A 19111-nucleotide genomic window follows, 5' to 3' on the forward strand; every position below is an offset into this window, starting at 1 on the left:
CCGGGCCTTCTTTCGTTTCACGGCACTGTCATCGGCCCGCCATCCGGCCGTCGTGCTGGGCGCGCATCAAGGCGCGATCGGATTCCACCGCGCCAGAGACCATCATGCCGACACGCCGTTCCGTTCTCGCCGGCCTCGCTGCCAGCAGCCTCACGCCTGCCCTCGCCCAAGGTTCGGATTGGCGCCAGAGCGTCAAGGAGGTCCGTTTTGGCGTCTCCTCCGCCGAGAACGAGGCGGGGGCCATCGCCCGCACCCAGCCGATGGTGGATTACCTGTCGCAACGCCTCGGCGTGCCCGTCCGCTTCTTCAGGGTCTCGGATTACGCCGGCCTCGTCGAGGCGATGCGGGCAGATCAGGTCGACTTCGCCCGCTTCGGGCCCGCGGTCTATGCGCTCGGCCGACGGGTGCTCGGCAACAAGCTCCAGCCGCTGATCCGCGACGTCGATAACCAGGGGCAAGAAGGCTACTATTCCGTGCTGCTGGTCCGCGCCGAGAGCCCTTATCAGAGCGTTGCCGACCTCAAGGGCAAGGTGATGGCCTTCGCCGATCCGAACTCGACTTCCGGCTACGCCTTCCCCTCCTATTTCCTGCGCAAGCAGGGCATCGACCCGAAAGTCCATTTCAGCGGCACGGTCTTCTCCGGCGGCCATGACAATTCGGTGCTGGCACTGGTGCGGGGCCAGTTCGACGTCGTCGCGACCTATCAGGTCAATGCCGAGCATGGTGTCGCGCAACGGCTCGCCCAGAAGGGTATGATCCCGGCCGGCTCGACCAGGGTTCTCTGGACCTCGCCCCTGATCCCGGCGAGCCCGTTCTCGACCCGCGCCAACCTGCCGCAGGGGCTGAAGGACGATTTCGTTGTCGCCATGAACGCGATGAAGGAGGCCGCCCCGGAGGCGTGGAAGAGCTTCACCGACGGCTATGTCTCGCGCTATGCGCCGGCCCGGCACGAGGATTATCTCGACGTCATCGCCGTCACCGAGGAGCTGGAAGCTCAACGCAAGGCTCGCAGCGGCTGAACGCGTACATCGCCCCTGCCGTATCGCCATGCATTTCCCGACGAGGCTGATGAAAGCGCAAGCAGTGCCCTTCGCCGCATCCTGGCCTATACAGGCTGCAAGCGATCCCGCGCGGGATCGCGCGCTAAAATTGCATGTCGTAGGGAGATGCAGATGAAAAAGTCCCAACTCCTGTCAGGCGCCGCGCTGGCCGCCGCCCTCTTCTTCTCCGCCCAGGCCGCGCAGGCCGACATCACCATCGGCCTCGTCGCGCCGCTGACGGGCCCCGTCGCCGCCTATGGCGACCAGGTCAAGAACGGCGCCCAGACCGCCGTCGATGTGATCAACAAGAATGGCGGCGTGCTCGGCGAGAAGCTCGTGCTGAAGCTCGCCGACGATGCCGGCGACCCGAAGCAGGGCGTCTCTTCCGCCAACCTCCTGGTCGGTGAGAAGGTCAAGTTCGTGGTCGGCCCGGTGACCTCCGGCGTCGCCATGGCGGTCTCCGACGTGTTCTCCGAGAGCGGCGTGCTCATGGTGACGCCGACCGCGACCTCGCCGGCCCTGACGACGCGCGGCCTGACCAATGTCTTCCGCACCTGCGGCCGCGACGACCAGCAAGCCGATATCGCCGCTTCCTACGTCCTCAAAAATCTGAAGGACAAGAAGATCGCGATCGTTCACGACAAAGGCACCTACGGCAAGGGCCTGGCCGATGCCTTCCAGAAGGGCGTCAATGCCGGGGGGATCAAGGAGGTCATCGCGCTGACCGTCAACCCCGGCGACAAGGACCTGTCGGCCGTGGTGACGCGGCTGAAGGCTGCGAATGTCGAGGTGATCTATTTCGGCGGCTATCACCCCGAGGGCGGCCTTCTCGCACGCCAGCTCGCTGATGCCGGCGTCAAGGCGACGATCATCGGCGGCGAAGGCCTGTCGAACACCGAATACGCCGCGATCGGCGGGGACCATGCCACCGGTACGCTCTTCACCAACGCAACCGACGCGCTGAAGAACCCCGACTCGGCGCAGGCCGTCGCCGCTCTGAAGGAGAAGGGCATTCCGCCCGAGGCCTTCACGCTGAACGCCTATGCCGCGGTCGAGGTGCTCAAGGCTGCGATCGAGAAGGCCGGCAAGCCGGGCGACGCGAACGGCGCCGCCAAGGCTCTCCAGTCCGGTATGCCGGTCAAGACCGCGATCGGCACGCTGACCTACGGCAAGACGGGCGACCTGAGCTCGCCGAGCTTCTCGATGTACAGGTGGGACGCCGGCAAGATCGTCGCTGCCGAGTGACCGGCCGGGCGGCGAACCGCCAGCCCATATCAGTTTTGCGCCCCGGTCGAGCTCCGCTCGTCCGGGGCGTTCCGTTTCCGGAAGGCCAGTTCGCCGCCGCCTCTCCGCCCGATGACAATTTGCTCATTCGGGCGTGTCGCCATTGAAAGGCCGCCACTGCTGCGACATGGTCCGAATCGTGGCATTCACCGTCTCCCGCCAGGATTCCCATTTATGCGCCTGTTGAGCATCCTCGCCGCCCTGCTGGCGGCTGCCACGCTGGTCGCCGGCCAACAAGCCGGCTCCGCCGCACTGATCGGCATGGGCGTCATCGGCCTGCTGCTGGCGGCGGTGACCTTCCGTTCGCCCACCCTGCCCTTCTTTCTGCGGATATTTTCCGGCGTCTTCGCAATCGAGTACCTGCTGTTCGGCGCGGCCGCGGTTGCCGCCCAGCTCGGCTGGTGGCCGGAAGCGCTTGGCATCCCACCGGTCCCGACCAGCCTGCCGACGACGGTCGGCGTCTTCGCGATCCTGATCTACGCCATCTCGTTCGTGCCGGTGATCGCGCGCATCGCACGGCTGGCCTCGCCGTATTTCGAATCCGATGAGGTCACGACCGCCAATCTCTGGCCGATCGGGCCGTTCAAGATCCGGCTCGGCGCCCTCGCGGTCTCGCTCTTCGTCTTCCTGATCGTGCTCAACCAGATACAGGTCGGCATCACGCTGCGCCTCTCCTTCTTCAACCGCGACATGTACGACGCGCTGCAGAACAAGGATGCGACGGCATTCTGGTACCAGCTCTTCTACGTCTTCTGCGTCTGGGCGGTGCTCTGGGTCGCCTCGAATCTGATCGAGCTGTTCGCCAACTACACGATCCTGATCCGCTGGCGGCAGTTCATGGCGAACGCCTATACGAAAGCCTGGCTCGACCACGCCACCCACTACCGGATCGCGCTCGCCGGCAGCGTCGACAACCCCGACCAGCGCATCGCCGAAGACACGCGTTCCTTCGTCAACCAGACCTACGGCTTCGCGCTTCCCCTGCTCTCGCAGGTCTCCACGCTGGTCTCGTTCTCTATCATCCTCTGGAACATTCAGGTCAGCTTCACCCTGCCGGGCACATCGCTTGCGATACCCGGCTATGTCTTCTGGGTGGCGTTCTTCTATGCCGCGGCGGCCACCTGGCTCACCCATATGATCGGCCGCCCGCTGATCCGCCTCGAATTCGAGCAGGAGAAGCGCGAGGCGAATTTCCGCTTCGCTCTGGCGCGCCTGCGCGAATACTCCGAGCAGATCGCGCTGATGGTCGGCGAGCCGACCGAGCGCAGCCATCTCGCCCAGCGCTTCCGCGATATCGTCGAGAATTTCTACCGGCTGGTCTGGCGCCGGCTGAAGCTGACGAGCTTCACCCTGTCCTACAACCAGCTCAGCGTCGTCCTGCCCTATATCATTCTTGCGCCGTACTATTTCGCGGGCACGATCACGCTCGGCATCATGATGCAGGTCGCCGGCGCCTTCGACCGGGTCCAGACCGCGCTGTCCTTCATCATCAACAGCTATTCCTCGATCGCCCAGTATCTCGCCGCCATCAGCCGTCTGACCACCTTCGAGGCCGCGGTCTCCGATGCGCAGCACGGCGCGATCAGCGAGGAGGCACTCGGCCGCGAGACCTCGCGCGACGACAGCCTGCATATCCGCGACGCCACGCTTCTCCTGCCGAACGGCCGGCCGATCGTGAAGCTCGGCGCGCTCGATCTCGGCACCGCGCGCTCGACGCTGCTGATCGGCCCTTCCGGCTCCGGCAAGTCGACGCTGTTCCGCGCCATTGCCGGAATCTGGCCCTTCGGCGATGGCAAGGTCGGCATTCCCGCGGAAGCCGAGATCATGCTGCTGCCGCAACGCCCCTATCTGCCGCAGGGCTCGCTCAGGGCGGCACTCGCCTATCCGGCCGAGGAAGGCGCATATGACGACGCCGCCATCCGTGCCGCGATGGAGAAGGTCAAGCTCGGCCATCTCGCCGACAAGCTCGACGAAATCGACCTGTGGGGGCAGCGCCTCTCGGGCGGCGAACAGCAGCGGCTTGCCGTCGCGCGCGCGCTTCTGAGCAAGCCGGACTGGCTCTTCCTCGACGAGGCGACCGCCTCGCTCGACGAGAAGCTGGAAGGCGAAATCTACGCGACGATCGAGCGCGAGCTGCCGCAGACCCGCATCGTCTCGATCGGCCACCGCACGACGCTGCGCGCGATGCACGACACCGTCGTCGTCATGGAGCCGAACGCGGACGGAACCTTCACGCCGATGCCGACCGCAAAAACGCCCACTGCCTGAGGCTCAGGCCAGCTGCGCGCCGTGACAGCGCAGAATGTTCGCCGATGCGCCAGACATCGCATCGGCGAAACAGAAAAAGGTCGCTCACGCGACCCTTTCATTGGCTGATATTGTGCCCTCCCGAAGGGCGGAGAAACGCGCTGGTCAGAGCGAGCGGCTGAGGGTCAATTCTCCAGCGCCGCCCTTCAGGACGAGACGGCCATTGACCAGATCCCATTTCTGGGTCGCCCGCAGGGCCATCAGGAACGCCTTCTCGAAACCGAGCAGCCCCTTGTCGCAACTGCGCTTGGTGATAGCGATCGGACCGACCGCCAGCCCCTGCTGACGCAAGGGATAGGCCGAAGCCGAGAAGGTGTTGCAGCCAGCAAAGCCGGTGCCGCGCAGATTCTGGTCGATCATCAATGTTGCACGCCGATCCTGAACCGGCTTGCCATTCAGCGCCACAACGCTCCAGCTCGCGCCAAGTGGGAAGGTCTTCTCCTGCTGCGGCGTCGGGATCGGCGCGGTCCCGCCGGCCCTCTCCTCGGCGGAGATCGCCGCCCCGCGGCGCTGCGCAGCCGCCTCGTCAGGCATCAGCATCGGCACGGCCAGTGCCGCAAGAACGGCCGCAAGGCCAAGGCGTCGGATCATGATCGTCTTACCTGCATTCACTCGCGCGGCAACGCGACGTGCCGCCAAACCGGTTAACACGCCTAGAGGCCAATTCGTTCGGGATCAAGGCTGAACCGCGGGCGATCCCGTCATTCCGATGACGCCACGCGGCATCAGATGCGGGCGTTCAACCGCTCCTGAAGACGGTTTGCACGGCGAAAAACGTAGGCCGGAGCACCGACGGTCACATCGTCCGCACCGAGGCCGCCGAGATGCTCGACCAGCGCGAAGACGGCTTTTTCCGGACAATGCAGTGTCAGCGGCGTGCCGGCAGCGGGCGGCCCGAACGGCAGGCGGGCCGCAAAGCGCTCCTCCAGCCCGGCCAGCGCATCCGGAGCAAGGTCGAGCCGGGCGCGGACTTCGCGGAGCGTGCGCCCCTCCTCCTCGGCCGCGATCCGCGACAGGATGGTCTTCGCCGCCGCCTTCGCCCGGCCGCCCCAGGCCGCCCGCATCGAGGCCACGAGATTGGCTTCGGAGGCCAGCATCACACCGTCGTCGAGCACCTTCAGCGCATTCGCGGAGAGGGTCGCTCCGGTCGTGGTGATGTCCACGACGATCTCGGCCGTGCCGGCGGCGGGAGCCCCTTCGGTAGCGCCGAGGCTTTCGACGATGCGATAATCGGCGAGGCCGTGCTCAGCGAAGAAGCGGCGGGTCAGGTTCACGTATTTGGTCGCAACGCGCAGCTTCTTGCCGTGGCGAGCCCGCATGGCAGAGGCGACGTCGTCGAGATCGGCCATGTTGCGCACGTCGATCCAGGCCTGCGGCACGGCGACGACGACATTGGCGTGGCCGAAGCCAAGCGGGGTGAGCATCTCGACCGCCGCATCGGCATCGGAGAGCTGTTCGCGGACGAGATCCTCACCGGTGATGCCGATATGGGCGGCACCGGAGGAGAGCTGCGCGACGATCTCGGAAGCCGACAGGAAGGCGACTTCCGCGCCATCCACGCCAGCAATGGCGCCGCGATAATCGCGCTCGCCGCGCGACTTGACGAATTTCAGGCCGGCGCGGCCGAAGAAGGCGGTGGCGTTCTCCTGCAGGCGCCCCTTGGAGGGGACCGCGAGGACGAGCGGGGCGTCGTTGTCCGGCATCTGGCTCATGCAGCGTCTCCCGTCAGGCGGTCGAGCCAGAGCGAGGCGCCGACAGCCGGGATCGGGCGGCTCGCGCCCAGTCGTCCGAGGACGTTGTCGTAGCGACCACCGCCGGCAACCGGCTTGCCGTCACCGCGGGCCGAGTCGTGAAGCTCGAAGATGAAGCCGGTATAGTAGTCGAGATTGCGGGCGAAGCCGGCCGAGAAGCGGATCGCGCCGATATCGACGCCGCGTGCGGCAAGGAAGCCGGTGCGCTCGTCGAAGGCGTCGAGCTGGCGACCGATATCGAGCGAAGCCTGATCGGCGAGCGCCCGCAGCGAGGCCGAGGCCGCATCGGGATCACCGGAGACCGCGAGCACCCGCGCCAGCAGCGCCTTGACGTCGCCATTGACCGGGTTTTCGCGCTCGGCTGCACGCGCCAGGAAGCGCTCGGCGATATCGGCAGCGGAGCGCCCGCCGACGGTCGAGATGCCGGCGATCGAGAGCACATCCTCGACGAAGGCGCGGGCGGCCTTGGGGTCCTGTCCTTCCAGCGCCTTGAGCAGGCCGGCATGGGCGGCCTCACCCTCGGCGGTCGGAGGATCGAGCGCATCGACAGCGTCGGTACCCTTGCCCTGGACCACGGCGCGGACCAGCCTGCGGCGGGCGCCCTGCGGCACCGCAAGTCCGTCCAGCAGCGCGCCGAGCACGGCGACATCGCCCATGACAATGCGCGGCTCGGCAAGGCCGAGCATGGCCGTAGCCTCGATGGTCAGCGCCATGATCTCGGCATCGGCGGCAGTGAAATCGTCGCGGCCGAAGGATTCAATACCGGCCTGCAGGAACTCGCCCGGCTCCCCGGAGCGCATCCGGAAGACCGGGCCGGCATAGGCATAGGCCGCCGGCTCGGTCTTGCCCGAGGCGATGTGATCGAGCGCGACGGGGATGGTATATTCGGGCCGCAGGCACCAGTCGCGGCCGTCGGCATCCTGCGTCATGAAGATGCGGCGGCGAATGTCCTCGCCGGAGAGATCGAGGAAGACATCGGCTGGCTGCAGGATCGCCGGCTCGGCATGGGCATAACCCTCGCCGGCGAAGAGCGCGATCACGGTCTCGATGCTGGCGCGGCTTGCGGGCACGGCTCGTCCTGTCCTGTTGCGAGCGCCGTCCTAGCAGCGATGCAACGCATTTTCGAGGGATTTGAGGGAAATGGGTGAACGGGAATCGAAAGACTGAGCGGAACCCTCTCCTGCCGGGAGAGGGTTCTCAGTGCCTTACGAATGTCGCGCGAGCACCCGCTTCACGCCCTCGACCAGTTCCGCGACCGGCACGGCGAATTGGGCCTCGGCCTGCTTGGCCTTGTGCTCGGCGGAATCCTTGACGTCGCGGCTCGCGGCAGCGAGCTCGGCGCCGAGGATCAGGTCCTTGATGACGACCGTCCCGGCCTCGCGCTCCGACGAGCCCTGGATGATCGCGCAGGTCGCGCCGCGGCGGTCGGCATATTTCATCTGGGCATTGAAGCCGGAGGCGCCGAGATAGAGATCGGCACGCAGCAGCGGCTTGCCCTCGGCATCCTTGGCCTGACGCAGGCCTGCGACCATCGCCTGATAGCCCGGCATGAATTCCGGCGACTTGTTGTCCATCGCCGTGACAACGACGAGCGGCAATTCGTTGCGGCTGTCGACGATCGGCGATTTCACCGCCTTCAGCGCCGAGAACAGCCGCGAGACGCCGATCGAGAAGCCGGTCGCCGGCACGGGCTCGGCGCGGAAGCGGCCGACGAGCCCGTCATAGCGCCCGCCGCCCGCGACCGAGCCGAAGCGCACGACCTGGCCGTCGTCATTGGTGACCGGAAAGGTCAATTCCACCTCGTAGACCGGGCCGGTATAGTATTCGAGGCCGCGGACGATCGAGGGATCGATGATGATCCGCCCGAGATAGCCCGCCGCCGTGATCAGCTCGCGGATCTGCTCCAGCTCCGCGATGCCAGCCTGACCATTCTCGGCGCCTTCGACGAGACCGCTGAGATCGGTGAGCGCTGCGGCCGAGAGCCTGGCAGAGCCTTCGCTGTCCTGAGCGTTGGTCTTGCCCAGTTCCGCGAGCTTCTGGCCGAGTTCGAGATAGCGCAGGATGCGATCGGACTGCGCGTCCGAGAGGCCTGCGCCCTTGGTGAAGTCGCCGCTTTCGTCCTTGCGGCCTTCGCCCAGAAGCTTGCGAACTTCCTCAAGCGGAAACTTATCGGCCTTGTCGATCGCCCGCAGCACGGTGAGGCGCGCGGCTGGGGCGATCCCGGCCGCATCCATCACGCCGTCGAGCACCTTGCGGTTGTTGACCTTCACCACATAGTCGCCGCGCCTGATGCCGAGCTTTTCCATCGTGTCGGCGGCGAGCATGCAGATCTCGGCATCGCCCGCGACGGTACCGCTACCCACGATATCGGCATCGAACTGCATGAACTGGCGGAAGCGGCCCGGCCCCGGCTTCTCGTTGCGGAAGACGTAGCCGACGCGATAGCTGCGATAGGGCTTCGGCAGCGCGTCGAAATTCTCCGCGACATAGCGGGCGAGCGGCGCCGTCAGGTCATAGCGCAGCGAGAGCCACTGCTCGTCGTCGTCCTGGAAGGAAAAGACGCCCTCGTTCGGCCGGTCCTGATCCGGCAGGAACTTGCCGAGCGCGTCGGTGTACTCGACGAAAGGCGTCTCGACGGGATCGAAGCCATAGACGGAGAAGCTCTCGCGGATGACGGAGAGCATGCGCTCGGTGGCGGCGACATCGGCCGGGCCACGATCGACGAAGCCGCGCGGCTGGCGGGCCTTCAGCTTGGCAGGGGCGGATTTGTCGGCGGACATGGCGTGCGGAACTCAATCAGAGTGGAAGGTCGTGCATAAAAAATTATGCACGCGGGTTAGACCGCCACGACGCATGGAGCAAGTCACGGGGCGTCATTCTCGGGCGGAGCAGAGCGCAGACCCGAGAATCTCAGGACACGAAGGTACCGACGCCCTCTTCGGCAAGAGATGCTCGGGTCAAGCCCGAGCATGACGCGCTGCTTGGCTATTCGGCCGCCGCCAGCGCCTTTTCCTGTAACGGCCGATCCTCGATCCCCGCCCGCGCCAGCTTCTCCGGCAACGGGCCGCCGGTCGCCCAGTCCAGCAATTCGGCCGTGTGCACCACCGGCGTCGTCGCGCCCTTGTCCGAAAAACCCTTTGCGAGCTGGGTCATGCAGCCGATATTTCCGGTCGCGACCAGCACCGGCCTGGTGCGCTCGATATTGCCGATCTTGCGCTCACGCAGTTGCCCCGCGATCTCGGGCTGGAGGATGTTGTAGACGCCGGCCGAGCCGCAGCAGATATGGCCCTCCGGAACTTCCTTGACCTTGAATCCGGCACCGGAGAGCAGGCGCTTCGGCCCGTCCTTGAGCTGCTGGCCGTGCTGCATCGAGCAGGCCGAGTGATAGGCGATAGGCATGGCGACATCGCGCACCGGGGCAAGCTCCAGCGTCTCCAGGAATTCGGTGACGTCCTTCGCCAGCGCGGAGACCTTCGCCGCCTTCTCGGCATAGGCGGGCTCGTTGCGGAACATGAACCCGTAGTCCTTGATCGTGGTGCCGCAGCCCGAGGCGGTGATCAGGATCGCGTCGAGCCCCTCGCCGTCGACCTCCGCCACCCAGGAGTCGATATTCGCACGGGCGAAGGACAAGGCATCGTGCTCCTGCCCCATATGATGGACGAGCGCGCCGCAGCAGCCCTCCCCCTTCGGTAGCACGACCTCGACGCCATGGCGGTTGAGCAGGCGGATCGTCGCCTCGTTGATGGCGGGATCGAGCACCGGCTGGGCGCAGCCGGAGAGGAGCGCGACGCGGCGCTTGCGCTCGGCCGGCGGCGGGAAGTTCTGCGGGCCTTCCATGGCGGAGCGTGTCGGCAAGCGCGCGGGCGCCAGCGCCAGCATCGCCTTCAGGCGCGAACCAACAACCGGGAGCACGCCCAGCACCGGAGCAAGCGGCTTGCCGATCAGCGCCATCAGCATCGCCGCGCGGAAACGGCCGGGATAGGGCAGGATCGCCGCCAGCACCTTGCGCAGCAAACGGTCATGCCAGGAGCGCGTGTAGGTCTCCTCGATATGGGCGCGGGCATGGTCGACGAGGTGCATGTAGTGCACGCCCGAGGGGCAGGTCGACATGCAGGAGAGGCAGGAGAGGCAGCGGTCGACATGCTTCACCACCTCTTCGGTGGCGGGCTTGCCGTTCTCCAGCATGTCCTTGATCAGGTAGATGCGCCCGCGGGGGGAATCGAGCTCGTCGCCGAGCAGGAGATAGGTCGGGCAGGTCGCGGTGCAGAAGCCGCAATGCACGCAGGTCCGCAGGATCTTCTCCGAAGCCGGCATGCGCGGATCGGAGGCGAGGCGCTCGGGAGTGAAGTTCGTCTGCATCGGTTCAGGCCCCGCCCTGCCAGGCTTTGATCCAGTCCATCGGCCAGAGCAGCATGATGACGTTGAGGGTGAGGTTGTCGCGGATCAGCCAGCCGACGATCAGCTCCATCGCCAATGCGCTGGCCACCGTCAGCCAGACGGGCGCGAAGCGAGCGACGAGGAAGCCCAGCGCCATTGAGAGGATGTCGCAGACCGAGTTCAGGACGCTGTCGCCGTAATAGTCGAGCGAGATCGTCGCCGAGCGGTAATGCTCGATCACGCCATTGGTGTTCTCGGCGATCTCCCAGGCGCCTTCGAGCAGGATCGAGAGGAGAAGCGCGAGCCCGAACGAGATCGGCAGGCCGGTAACGCGACGGATCAGCCAGAACAGGCCGTAAAACAGGAAGCCGTGGATGATGTGCGAGAAGGTGTACCAGTCGGCGATGTGCTGGGAGTTCTCGGAGGACATCACCGTGCCTTGCCAGAACTTGATCGTCCCGCATTTGCAGATCGGCTCGCGGCCCATCCAGAGCAGGATCGCAGCGACGCCCGCGATCAGCAGCGCGGCGACCAGCACGAGCGCCAAGGGGCCGAGCCGGTTCGGCGCCCAGCTTGCGCGGCTGTCACGGGTTTCAGCGGAAAGCGTGTCAGCAAGCGTCATCAGATCCCCGCATAGATCCGGCCGGGCTCGAAGATGCCGGCGGGATCGAAGCTTTTCTTGATGCCGGCCGTCACCCGCATCAGCGGCTCGGCCAAGGGCTGGAACACATCGACGGTGGCGCGGATCGCATCGGGCGCGCGCACCAGCGTCGCATGGCCGCCAAGCGGCTTCAGCGCGGCGCGGATCGTAGCAGCACCGGCATCGCCATCGGCGGTAGCCGCAAGCCAGACCAGCCCGCCGCCCCAATCGTAAAAGCAGCGCGCGGCAGGGACCATGCGAGCGATGGCGGCGGCCGCCTTCGGACCGTTGGTCGGCGCGAGCGAGAGACGCCAGACCGCCTCATCGCTGCCAGCGAAGAAGGAAGCGTCGCGGATATCGGTCCAGAGCGCGGTCGGCGCGGCTCCTTCGAGACGCTCCGGCACGCCGTATTCGCCGAGCAGCAAGGCGAGCTCGCCGGAGCGGTATTCGATCGAATCCGAGAAATTCTCCAGCCGCAGCAGCGTGCACGCTACGTCACCCGCCAGCCCGGCAGGCAGATGCGCGGCCGCCATCGGCTCGAAGGGTGAGCCCAGAGCCTTGCACAAGAGCGCGACGCCGTCACTGTCCGACAGGCCGCTCCATTGCAGCGTGACGATGCGCTCCGGCCGCGGCAGCACGCGGAAGGTGACTTCCGTGAGGAAACCGAGCGTGCCGTGGCTACCGCTGAGGAGCTTCACCAGATCGAGGCCGGTGACGTTCTTCATCACGCGTCCACCGGATTTGATCATCTCGCCACGGCCGTTGACCAGCCTGACGCCGATCAGGGAATCGCGAGCGGCACCGGCATTGATCCGGCGCGGGCCGGAGATATTGCAGGCGGCGATGGCGCCGATGGTCGGCTCGCCCTCGCTGCCATAGAGGGCGCGATGGTCCATCGGTTCGAAGGGCAGCATCTGGCCGCGTTCAGCCAGCGTTTCCTGCACCAGCGCGAGCGGCGTGCCGGCGCGGGCAGCGATGACCATCTCGGCCGGCTCGTAGAGCGTGATGCCGGTGAGGCCCGCGCTGGAGAGCGTGCTCGCAGCCTGGGCCGGGCGGCCGAGGCCAGCGCGCGTGCCGCCGCCGCGCAGGGTGAGCGGCACGGCGTTGTCGACGACCGATTTCACGACGGCGCAGGCCTGCGCCTCGGTAGTAGGAGTATGGACGATCACGCTGCCACCCTGCCTTCCAGCGGGAACACCTTCGCCGGGTTGAGCAGCCAGCGCTCGTCGAACACCGCCCTCACCCGCATCTGCTGGGCGAGGTCTTCCGGGTTGAACTGGAAGGTCATCAGGTCGCGCTTCTCGATCCCGACGCCGTGCTCGCCGGTGAGGCAGCCGCCGACCTCGACGCAGAGCTTGAGGATGTCCATGCCCGCATCCTCGGCCTTCTGCGCCTCGACCGGGTCGTTGCAATTATAGAGGATGAGCGGGTGGAGATTGCCGTCGCCGGCGTGAAAGACGTTGGCGACGCGCAGGCCATAGCCCTTCACGATCTCGTCCATGCGCCGGAGCACATAGGGCAATTGCCCGGTCGGGATCGTGCCGTCCATGCAGATATAATCGGCGATGCGGCCGGTAGCGCCGAAGGCCGACTTGCGACCCTTCCAGATCGCCGCAGCCTCCATCGCCGATTTCGATTCCTTGACGGTGCTGACGCCGTGCTCCCGCGCTATCGCGACGATGCGGGCGAGCTGAGCGTCCATCTCGTCGTCGGAGCCCTCGACCTCGATGATCAGGAGCGCCTCGACATCCATCGGGTAGCCGGCCTTGGCGAAGGCTTCGCAGATTTCGATCGCCGGCTTGTCCATGAATTCCATCGCGACCGGAATGATGCCGGCGCCGATGATGGCGGCGACCGCCGCCCCCGCCTGCTCGCTGGTCGGGAAGCCGAACAGCACGGGGCGCGCGCCTTCAGCCGTGCGCAGGATGCGGACGGTCGCCTCTGTGACGATGCCGAGCTGGCCTTCCGAACCGTTGATCAGGCCGAGCAGGTCATAACCGGGCGCGTCGAGATGGGAGCCGCCGATCTCGACGATCGAGCCGTCGAGCATGACCATCGTGACACCGAGCACATTGTTGGTTGTAACGCCGTATTTCAGGCAGTGCGCCCCGCCCGAATTCATGCCGATATTGCCGCCGATAGAGCAGGCGAGCTGCGAGGACGGATCGGGCGCGTAGAAAAAGCCTTCGGCCGAGACCGCGCCGGTGACGGCGAGATTGGTGACGCCGGCCTCGACCCGTGCGACGCGGTTGGCATAGTCGATCTCGAGGATGCGGTTCATCCTGGAGACGCCGATGACCACCGCATCCTCCTGCGGAATCGCGCCGCCCGCGAGCGAAGTGCCGGAGCCGCGTGGCACCACCGGCACGCCTTCCTCCCGGCAATAGCGCAGGACGGCCGCGACCTCCCGCGTGGTCGAGGGCAAGACGACGGCGAGCGGCATGCGGCGATAGGCGGTCAGAGCATCCGTTTCATAAGGGCGACGCTCGTCTTCGCTGGTGATGAGGGCCTGTGGCGGGACAAGGCGCGCGAGGCCGGCGACGATCGATTCGCGGCGGGCGAGAATGCCGGCGTCCGGCACCGGAAAGGCTATCGCGCTCATCTCTCCCGTCGACCTCCATGGCTCGCGGCACGCTACGCACGCGTTCTGTCTGTGCGACAGATTAGAGCAATTCAATGGCACTTGCAGCGCGGTCAAAGCCAGCCATTATTTCCAGATTGGAAAAGGTGCGCAGCTATGGACCGGTTCGGCGATCTCGACGTGTTCGCTCATGTGGTGACGACCAAGAGCATGTCGGCGGCCGGGCGGCAGCTGAACCTGTCGCCGGCGGTGATCTCGAAGCGCATCCGCAGGCTGGAGGAAAGGCTGGGCGTGCGGCTGCTCCAGCGCACAACGCGGCAGCTCGCCCTGACCGAGGCGGGACAGGGCTTCTACGAGCGCGTCGTCTCGATCCTGTCCTCGATCGAGGAGGCCGAATCCTGGGTATCGAGCGGTGCCGGCCAGGTGCGCGGCACGCTCAGAGTATCGGCACCGACCTCCTTCGGCCGGATGCATGTCGCGCCGCATCTCAAGCGCTTCCTCGATGCCAACCCGCTGGTGACGGTCGAGCTCGTGCTCAGCGACGCCTTCGTCGACGTCGTCGGCGAGGGCTTCGATCTCGCGATCCGCATCGCCGATCTGCAGGATTCGAGCCTCGTCGCCAAGCGCCTCGCCCGCAACCACCGGGTGCTCTGCGCGACACCCGGCTATCTCGCGGAGCATGGTACTCCGGCCGATATCGCCGAGCTGCCGCGCCATACGCTGATTGCGCACAATGCCGATCATTGGCGGCTGGACGGGCCGGAAGGGCCGATCTCGGTGCGGGTCAACGGCCCGCTCAGGACCAATTCGAGCGAGGTCGTGCGCGAGGCTCTGCTGGGTGGCGTCGGCATCGCCCTGCGCTCGACCTGGGATGTCGGGCCGGAGCTGAAATCGGGAGCGCTGCAGCGCGTCCTGCCTGCCTATGCGGTCGGCTCGCGCGTCGCGGTCTATGCGGTCTATCCGAGCCGTCGGCACCTCGAACAGAAGGTGCGCGCCTTCGTCGACTATCTCGGCGAGCTCTACGGTGCCACGCCCTATTGGGATGCGGGGCTTGCGCTGTAGGGCATTGCCCTGTCCCGCGCGGGCAGTGATGCTCCAGCCTGAATTTCAGGGAGGTTTGGTATGTTCGGCCTGCTCGAAGGCACGGGAGTTACGGTCCTCGATCCGCGGTTCCATGGCGTCATTCCGGGCTCGGCCCGGGTTGAGCGGCTCTGGACAGGTGCGCGCTGGTCGGAGGGGCCGGCCTGGTTCCCTGCCCATAACACGCTCATCTGGTCGGACATCCCGAACGACCGCATGCTGCGCTACGACGCGCTGAGCGGCCAGGTCGGCACCTTTCGCCAGCCTGCGCGCCATTCCAACGGCAACACGGTCGACGCACAAGGGCGCCTCGTGACCTGCGAACATAGCGGGCGACAGGTGACGCGCACCGAGCATGACGGCTCGATCACCGTTCTCGCCAGTCATTTCGGAGGCAGGCGATTGAACTCGCCGAACGATGCGGTGGTGAAATCCGACGGATCGATCTGGTTCACCGATCCCGACTACGGCATCCTAAGCGATTACGAAGGCGACAAGTCCCCGAGCGAGATCGGCGCCTGCCATGTCTACCGGATCGACGGTCGAACCGGCGAGATCGCCGTTGTCGCCGATGATTTCGTCAAGCCCAACGGCCTCGCCTTCTCGCCGGACGAAAGCATCCTCTACATCGCCGATACCGGCGGAAGCCATGATCCCGAGAACGGGCCGCGGCATATCCGCAGCTTCAGGATGGGGCGGGACGGCATCACACTCGGCGCTTCAAAGGTATTCGCCACCTGCACTGCCGGGCTGTTCGACGGCTTCCGTCTCGATATCGAGGGCCGAATCTGGACCAGTGCCGCCGATGGCGTCCATGTCTACCATCCGGACGGCACGCTGATCGGCAAGGTCGCGATCCCGGAGATCGTCGCGAATGTCTGCTGGGGCGGACCGAAGCTCAACCGCCTGTTCATCTGCGGCACGACCTCGCTCTACTCCGTCATGACCCATACGAACGGAGCGCAGCATCCGGGTTAAGGACGCTCGTGCTGGCGATCAACGCGGCGGCGCGCTCTTCACGCGGCTCAGAACCAGCGGCATCGCCAGCCCGATCGCGACGAAACGCACGAGATGGTGCGCGCCGACATAGAGCGTATCGAGCCCCATCGCGAAGGCGAGCATCGCCATCGCCTCCAGCCCACCCGGCGCGAAGGCCGCCATGCCGCTGGCGTAGGAGACATTGGCGAGCCAGGCGGCCGGCCAGGCGAAGAGAAAAGCGACGCCGATCGAGACGGCGAAACCGCCGATGGCGAGCGGGAACAGCCCCTTCAGCTCGCCCCGCGGAATATGTGCGATGCGCCCACCCATGGTGGCACCGAGCAGGATCTGCACCGCGATCTGGATCGGCATGGGCAGAGCGCCCTCGACAAGGCCGCTGCCATGCAGGGAGGCACTGGCGAAGGTCGCGCCGAACATCAGCGGCGCGGAGAGTCCGAGCCGCTCGAAGACGAGCCCGAGCGCCAGCCCCGCCATGGCCACACCGAACATGGTACCGGCATCGACCGACTTGATGTCGGGAACCGGCATACCGGCAGCGGCGCCGCTCAATTGCATGACGCTCGGCAGCAGCGCCACCAGCACGAGCAGGCGAAACAACTGCACGACCGAGATGCGGCCGATATTGGCGCCTTTCTCCTGAGCCACCGCCAGCACAGTCGACAGGGCGCCGGGCGCAGAGGCCAGCAGGGCGTCGATCCAGGGCCAACGCGCGACATGGCGCAGATAGGCGCCGGTGGCGAACATGATCACGGTGGCGCCGACGAGCAGGAGAACGAGGGAGGTCGGATAGCGCGCCACAGCCGCGAGCGCCTCCGGCGTCACCGCCGAGCCGAGGATCGCGCCGGAGAGCATCATGGTCGAGTCGAACCAGGGCCGGCGTAGGTTCGGCAGCGGGCGCACCAGCGCGACGACGGCGCTGATCAGCATCGAGCCGGAAAGCCAGGCCGCCGGCATGCCGAGCAGGGCGAAGGCTCCGCCTCCGACAGTCGCCAGCCCGATGACCAGCGCTTCCCGCCAGAATATGACCAGCCGGTTCGTAGGATAGCCGAATGGTTTCATCGCGTTCCCGTCGCGCCGGGAACGGGCGGCGCCGGGTGTTCATGGCGATGGCCCGGCGACGGGTCAACCGACCCGCTGCCCACCGCATGCAGGGCGGCGATGCGCCGCCCGCCTCGAACTCAGGCGGCGGCCAGAGCCTTCTGCAGACGCGCGACGGCCTCAACCAGATCGCTGGACTTGCGCGCGAAGCAGAGGCGCAAGCCCGTCTCGCCGCCGGGGCCGAAGGCGGTGCCGGGCGCAAGGCCGACATTGGCGCTGTCGACCAGATCGAGTGCGAGCTTGCGCGAGTCCTCGCGGCCATCGACCGAGAAGAACTGGTAGAACGCCCCGACCGGGGCCGAGAGCGTGACGCGGTTCGTCGCCTTCAGGCCCTCGAACACGATGCGGCGCCCTTCGGCCGCGCGCGAGATCTGCTCGGCGACGAAGCCCTCGCCCTCGTCGAGGGCGGCGATGGCGCCCCGCTGGACGAAGACCGGCGAGCCGGAAGTCGAATACTGGATCAGGTTCTCGACGACCTGCCCGAAAGCGAGGGGCACCTCGATCCAGCCGATGCGCCAGCCAGTCATCGCCCAGTTCTTCGAGAAGGTCTGGACGAAGATGACGCGGTCCTCCGCCTCCATGATGTCGTGGAAGGAAGGTGCGCGCTCCGAGCCATCATAGATGAAGCGGCCGTAGATCTCGTCGGCGACGATCCAGATACCATGCTTGCGCGAGAGCGCGAGCAGCGCCTCCTGCTCGGCCCTGGTTGCAGTCCAGCCCGTGGGGTTCGACGGCGAGTTCACGAGGATGCCGCGGGTGCGCGGCGTGATCGCAGCGGCGAGTCTGTCGAGATCGAGAGTGAACTGGCCGTGAGCGTAGTCCATCGGAACGCAGACGGTGCTCGCGCCGCTGATCGAGACTGCGGCGCCGAAATTCGGCCAGGCCGGAGTCGGGATCAGGATCTCGTCGCCGGGGCCGGAGATCATCCGCACCGCGATCTGGACCGACTGCATGCCCGAGCCGGTGACGTAGAAGCTTTCAGGTGAGAATGGGCGGCCATAGAGGCGCTGATGATAGCGGGCGAGCGCCTCGCGCAGCTCGGGGATACCGCGCTGCCAGGTGTAGAAGGTCTCGCCCGCTGCGAGCGAGCGCGCCGCCGCATCGGCGATGAAGGCGGGGGTCGAGAGGTCGCCCTCCCCGACCCAGAGCGGGATCAGGCCGGGCTTCAGCCGGCCGTGATTGACCACCTCCACGATCCCGCTTTCCGGCGCGTTGCGGGCCTCGGGGCGAAGCTCGGCAAGCAGGGTGCTGCCCGGCAGGATGGCGCTGTTCATAGGTTCGGCCTCGCGAAACTCGATGGCCCACCTTTAGCCGATCGCGGCGCGGCGAGGCATGAAATCGCGAGATCGGGTCGATCGGCGGCCGTGATGATTCACGGCCGCGCGAGGCTGCGATCAGACCTGCTTCTGCTTCAGCAGGTCGCGGATCTCGCCGAGCAGGACGACGTCCTCGGCCTTGGCCGCAGGAGCCTCTTCCTTCGGCGGCTGCTGCTTCTGCAGCTTGTTGATGCCCTTCACCACCATGAAGAGGACAAAGGCGATGATCAGGAAGTTGATGCCCACCGTGACAAAGTTGCCATAGGCGAGCACCGCACCCTGCTTCTTGGCCTCGGAAAGGATCGGCGAGGTGACGGCGCTGTTGAGACCGATGAAGTAGTTCGAGAAATCGACGCCGCCGAGCGCGCCGATAAAGGGCATGATGATGTCAGCGACGAGGGAGTCGACGATCTTGCTGAAGGCCGCACCGATGATGACACCGATGGCGAGATCGACGACATTGCCCTTCAGGGCGAATTTCTTGAATTCTTCGAACATGAAACACCCCTTGAGAATCGGCAAGGCTACCCCGACAGCCTGAGCTCGACGCTAGACCAGCCGCGCAGAACAGGGAAAGCCCGAAAACACGTCGAAGCCGGCCCAACGGCGCGTGAAACGCAAAGAGTTGGGGATGAATC

The 19111-nt window shown here is 66.3% G+C and carries 16 protein-coding genes; 5 read left to right on the forward strand and 11 right to left on the reverse strand.

Annotated elements, in window-relative coordinates:
* The first annotated feature begins 104 nt into the window (after positions 1–104).
* The 3 genes from phnD (at position 105) to J0I42_RS02065 (ending at position 4592) form a co-directional block, all read left to right on the forward strand.
* Positions 105–1019 (forward strand): phosphate/phosphite/phosphonate ABC transporter substrate-binding protein, encoded by a 915-nt coding sequence (gene phnD, locus J0I42_RS02055; protein ID WP_291652268.1) that lies wholly within the window; start codon positions 105–107, stop codon positions 1017–1019.
* A gap of 153 nt (positions 1020–1172) precedes the next feature.
* The gene (locus J0I42_RS02060; protein WP_465247625.1) at positions 1173–2285 is read left to right on the forward strand and encodes a branched-chain amino acid ABC transporter substrate-binding protein; all 1113 of its coding nucleotides are present in this window, start codon (positions 1173–1175) and stop codon (positions 2283–2285) included.
* 213 nt (positions 2286–2498) lie between these two features.
* Positions 2499–4592, forward strand: coding sequence for an ABC transporter ATP-binding protein/permease (locus tag J0I42_RS02065; RefSeq protein WP_291652272.1), 2094 nt, complete (start codon positions 2499–2501; stop codon positions 4590–4592).
* A 144-nt stretch (positions 4593–4736) separates the two neighbouring features.
* Here J0I42_RS02065 and J0I42_RS02070 read toward each other — a convergent pair whose 3' ends face one another.
* The 8 genes from J0I42_RS02070 to J0I42_RS02105 all read right to left on the reverse strand — a co-directional run bounded on the left by J0I42_RS02070 (position 4737) and on the right by J0I42_RS02105 (position 14001).
* Entirely contained in the window at positions 4737–5222 is a 486-nt protein-coding gene (locus tag J0I42_RS02070) for an META domain-containing protein (RefSeq protein ID WP_291652275.1), read from the reverse strand.
* Between the two features lie 134 nt (positions 5223–5356).
* A complete protein-coding gene (hisG, locus tag J0I42_RS02075; protein WP_291652669.1) occupies positions 5357–6334 on the reverse strand; it encodes an ATP phosphoribosyltransferase in 978 nt (325 codons plus the stop codon).
* Between the two features lie 5 nt (positions 6335–6339).
* Positions 6340–7452: an ATP phosphoribosyltransferase regulatory subunit gene (locus tag J0I42_RS02080; RefSeq protein WP_291652277.1), complete on the reverse strand. Its 1113-nt coding sequence runs from the start codon at positions 7450–7452 to the stop codon at positions 6340–6342.
* A gap of 135 nt (positions 7453–7587) precedes the next feature.
* A complete protein-coding gene (hisS, locus tag J0I42_RS02085) occupies positions 7588–9162 on the reverse strand; it encodes a histidine--tRNA ligase (protein WP_291652279.1) in 1575 nt (524 codons plus the stop codon).
* Between the two features lie 205 nt (positions 9163–9367).
* On the reverse strand, positions 9368–10741 hold the full coding sequence (gene glcF, locus J0I42_RS02090) for a glycolate oxidase subunit GlcF (RefSeq protein WP_291652282.1): 1374 nt from the start codon (positions 10739–10741) through the stop codon (positions 9368–9370).
* Positions 10742–10745: 4 nt separating this feature from the next.
* Positions 10746–11381 carry a DUF2585 domain-containing protein gene (locus J0I42_RS02095; protein WP_291652284.1) on the reverse strand — a complete coding sequence of 212 codons (636 nt, stop codon included), beginning with the start codon at positions 11379–11381 and terminating at the stop codon, positions 10746–10748.
* Positions 11381–12568, reverse strand: a complete 1188-nt coding sequence (locus J0I42_RS02100; protein ID WP_291652285.1) for an FAD-binding protein — start codon at positions 12566–12568, stop codon at positions 11381–11383. Before J0I42_RS02100 ends, J0I42_RS02095 begins: the two co-directional genes overlap by 1 nt.
* The gene (locus tag J0I42_RS02105; RefSeq protein ID WP_291652288.1) at positions 12565–14001 is read right to left on the reverse strand and encodes an FAD-binding oxidoreductase; all 1437 of its coding nucleotides are present in this window, start codon (positions 13999–14001) and stop codon (positions 12565–12567) included. The genes J0I42_RS02100 and J0I42_RS02105 overlap by 4 nt, the downstream gene beginning before the upstream one ends.
* Positions 14002–14136: 135 nt before the next feature.
* Here J0I42_RS02105 and J0I42_RS02110 point away from each other — a divergent pair, with 135 nt between their 5' ends.
* On the forward strand, positions 14137–15042 hold the full coding sequence (locus J0I42_RS02110; RefSeq protein WP_291652290.1) for a LysR family transcriptional regulator: 906 nt from the start codon (positions 14137–14139) through the stop codon (positions 15040–15042).
* Between the two features lie 60 nt (positions 15043–15102).
* The gene (locus J0I42_RS02115; RefSeq protein ID WP_291652292.1) at positions 15103–16038 is read left to right on the forward strand and encodes an SMP-30/gluconolactonase/LRE family protein; all 936 of its coding nucleotides are present in this window, start codon (positions 15103–15105) and stop codon (positions 16036–16038) included.
* Between the two features lie 18 nt (positions 16039–16056).
* Here J0I42_RS02115 and J0I42_RS02120 read toward each other — a convergent pair whose 3' ends face one another.
* From J0I42_RS02120 to mscL, 3 genes are all read right to left on the reverse strand, one after another.
* Positions 16057–17118, reverse strand: a complete 1062-nt coding sequence (locus J0I42_RS02120; RefSeq protein ID WP_291652294.1) for an AbrB family transcriptional regulator — start codon at positions 17116–17118, stop codon at positions 16057–16059.
* 119 nt (positions 17119–17237) lie between these two features.
* Entirely contained in the window at positions 17238–18431 is a 1194-nt protein-coding gene (locus J0I42_RS02125; protein ID WP_291652296.1) for a pyridoxal phosphate-dependent aminotransferase, read from the reverse strand.
* A gap of 120 nt (positions 18432–18551) precedes the next feature.
* Positions 18552–18971 carry a large conductance mechanosensitive channel protein MscL gene (gene mscL, locus J0I42_RS02130; RefSeq protein WP_291652297.1) on the reverse strand — a complete coding sequence of 140 codons (420 nt, stop codon included), beginning with the start codon at positions 18969–18971 and terminating at the stop codon, positions 18552–18554.
* Positions 18972–19111: the final 140 nt, after the last annotated feature.

This window comes from Allobosea sp., assembly GCF_017308015.1.
Lineage (GTDB): Bacteria > Pseudomonadota > Alphaproteobacteria > Rhizobiales > Beijerinckiaceae > Allobosea.